This is a genomic window from Deinococcus apachensis DSM 19763 (assembly GCF_000381345.1).
Lineage (GTDB): Bacteria > Deinococcota > Deinococci > Deinococcales > Deinococcaceae > Deinococcus > Deinococcus apachensis.
On sequence record NZ_KB906440.1, the window covers coordinates 1 to 3,267 of the forward strand.

Consider the following 3,267-nt stretch of genomic DNA (forward strand, 5'->3'; position numbering starts at 1 on the left):
ATTCATGCCGGTGTTCCTGAAAAGGCCATCAAAGCGGCACTCCGACAATTTGACGACACGCCTTCGGAAGTGACCTGGGACCTGGCCCGCAGCCGTCCGGGCCGTCCGACCAAGGTGTACTTCGAAGCGTCCACCACGGCAGAGATTCAAGCGGCCAAGCAGCGCCTCGAGCAACTGCTCAACGCCAGTGGGTTCGATCTGTACCCGTAAGGTGGGCCAGGGGAGGCGCTTCATCGTCAGGAAGGGGGCCACTTTCGTTTACCCCCAGTCCTTTGCCAACCCACGCTCTGACCACTCTCCTGACGGTCCTTCAATCCCTCTCGAAAGGGTGGAATTACTGATTGAAAAAAACGACGGTGTGCGGAATGAAAGTGTAATTCTCCCGAACCAACTGGCCTAACGTCTCGTCCAGGACAAGGTCAAGCTTGCCGTCCCTGTTCATGTCCCCCATCCACAGCCGATTAAAGCCTCCTACCAGATCGGTGATATCACCCGCCGTAACACGGCCGTCCCCATGACCCAGAAAGACCGCCGGACCACCCCTGTTAGGTCGGCCGTACAGGATCACATTGACCGCGATATCCAAGTTGCCATCCCCATTCACGTCGCCCAAGGCCACATCGTCGGACCCCCCACGAGCGGAACCTCCCATCGCGTACTGAACTGCGGGTTGGAACGTGCCGTCCCCATTCCCCAACCGAATGCTGAGCGTCTTCTCGTAGGCAGACACCAGATCAAGTTTCCCGTCGCCATTCAGATCGCCAAGACGTATGGAGCCACTCGCGTCGAGCGCCAGCGTCTTGTTGAGGGTCAAGTAGCCACTGCCTTCCCCGAGCAGTACATCTATACCAGTCGTGACCACGTCGAGTCTGCCGTCATTGTTAACGTCGCCAAAAACAATAGAACCTGCAGGGCGTGACATTTTAAAAGCCCTCAAGAATTCAAATCGTCCATCTCCTTTGCCCAATAGGACCGAGATTTTCTTAGATTCGTCGGTTACAGCGATCAAATCCAATTGACCGTCGCCGTTCATATCACCCAGAGCGAGATTGTATGGTTCCCGCCGGAGAGGCTCTAAAGGGTCCGGGGTCAAGAACAAGGTTGTAGCGGGCTGGAAGGTCCCGTCACCATTGCTCAGCAGCGTGGAGATGAAGGAACTGAAATAGGGCAGCGTGAGGCCGCTGGCAATGATGTCGAGGTGGCCATCTCTGTTCACGTCCCCCAACGTGACCGATTCCGCAGGGCCAGGGAGACTGAGTCCTTCCGCAGCCTTAAAGAGAAATACGCCGTAGAAACTTGTTCCTGCCAGTAGGGAAAGGGTGGGACGACCAGGAACGGTGGCCACAAGGTCCAGGTAACCGTCGCCAGTCACATCCCCCACCGCGCTGTCGTGGCCGCCCCCCACGCCGTCATTGGGGAGTTGGGGGAACGGTTGACTGATCGGGAACCTACCAGCACTGAGCGCGCCCGCCCCCGCCTGGAACCGGAAAACGTAAGGTTGGTTCAAGGTGGTCGAGGACAGACTCCTAAGCCCGGACCTCAGGGTCACCTCGACCTGCTCCCCAGGCTTCCACCCTCCATCCGGTTGGAAGAGGACCTGGGACGTGCTTATCAACTGCCCTGGTCTCGCGCCCGTCATAAACCCATTCACCAGGAACGTTTCCGGCGTGGGAACAACGATCTGGTTGAAGTTGACCTGGACCGGAGCCGTGATCGGCACCAACCTGTTCGCCTGGGGCACACCGGTCACCGTTAACGCTGTTGGAGGAGGAGGAGGAGGAGTGACGTTCCAGGACAGGTCGATGACATGAGCCGTCGCGAAGTTCGAGTCCCGGTAATCCTCCAGGATCGGGATGAACTGGAGTTGTTGAGGTGAGCAGTTCGGACAGGTCGTGTTGAGTTTGATGGGGACCAGGAATTGGGCGGGGAATGTCGTCGCCGTGTACATCCGGTTCGGATCTGCCAGCTGAATGTCCCCCGCACTGCCCGTCATGAAGACCTTTAACTGAAAGGCAATTGGGCCACTTGGCGGCCGGGGCGACTTCGACCCCACCCCCAGGTCCTCGACCACCAGGGTCGCCGTGGCGGTCGTCCCGTTCGGCGCAGTGATCGTGTTGGGATCAAAGTGGAAGTCGTAATTCAGCTGACGTCCTCTGGACTGACAGAACACCTTGGGGAGGGCCCAGTCCGCGTGGTCGTAAGCGATGCCGTCGCCTGCATCCGTCACCACCAGCCGCAAGTCCTGCTTGCCCGTCAAGTCCAGGTCCACTCGCTGCGTCGCGCTCGACCCCGTCATCGTGCCGCTGTCGTAGACCTTCACGCCGTCGAGCAGGACCTGGAACACCACGCTGCCGCGGTCCCCCACCTCGTCGTCCACGCCGATGTCGCTGGTGAAGCGGGTGCAGCTGGCATCGTTGTACCCCTGTAGGCTGAAATGCATGTCGCTGCCCGCATGCGTGCCGAACCCTCGCGGGTAGGTCTGGCCGTTCAGGGTGAGGGGGTGACCATCCCCTTTGTTCCGTTCACCGTTGCTGCGATTGACTTCGATGGGACCCCAGCCGTTTTTGGCGTCGAGGATGGTCTCAAAGTGCAGGTTGTTCTCGGTAGGGGTCAGGCGCTGGGGGGCGAGTTGACCGCTGGACGGGGTGTAGGTCCAGGGGTACTGGGCGCCGTTGGCGTACGGGTCGGGGTTCTGCTGATTACAGGCAGCGAGGACGAGCGCGAGGGCGCCGCTGTAGAGCCAGCGGCGGGTGGGGGAGGGGGCCATGCATGCTCCTGCAACCCACGGGGAGGGACGGCTCCGGAGCCAGGGGATGAGAGTGGGTTGGCTCCATCTTGCTTGTTTGAGGAGAGAATGAGGCTTTACCAAAGGTTCATGAAGAGAAAGGACGTGCCCCCGGTGCCCCTTGAGGGTGCAGGACCCTGCAGCTTCTCAGATGGATTAGCCTGGGTTTCTCCTAGAATTCATCCGAATATTCGGCGTAGCAGGATGAGGATGCAAGTGAGCTGAACGAAGCCAAGGAAATTCTGAGCTTTGCGCTCGTCACGGGTTCGCACTCGTCGGAAAGATTGTAGCCACGCAATTGTTCGTTCGACCTTCCAGCGCCGCTTGTAGCGGCGCAGTGGTCGTCCATCCTGCGTTTTCTGCTTGCGGTTCTTGCGGTTAGGAGCGATCATTTCTACCCCAAGCGCTGCCAACTCGGCATCCAAAGGGTCACTGTCGTAGGCTTTGTCCCCGATCAGCCGCCGTGGACAGTCCAGACCGAA

3 protein-coding genes are annotated in these 3,267 nt (G+C 59.5%); 1 reads left to right on the plus strand and 2 read right to left on the minus strand.

Annotated features, from left to right (window positions below; genetic code table 11):
* Nucleotides 1-210, plus strand: a 210-nt coding sequence (locus tag F784_RS26740) for a hypothetical protein (RefSeq protein WP_169405731.1), incomplete at its 5' end; no start/stop codon positions are given.
* A gap of 124 nt (nucleotides 211-334) precedes the next feature.
* Here the strand turns inward: F784_RS26740 and F784_RS25760 are convergent.
* Complete coding sequence (locus F784_RS25760; protein WP_019588840.1) at nucleotides 335-2,767, minus strand: NPCBM/NEW2 domain-containing protein; 2,433 nt, start codon at nucleotides 2,765-2,767, stop codon at nucleotides 335-337.
* Nucleotides 2,768-2,964: 197 nt separating this feature from the next.
* The coding region (locus F784_RS25765) for a transposase (protein WP_157465448.1) at nucleotides 2,965-3,267 on the minus strand (303 nt) is incomplete at its 5' end.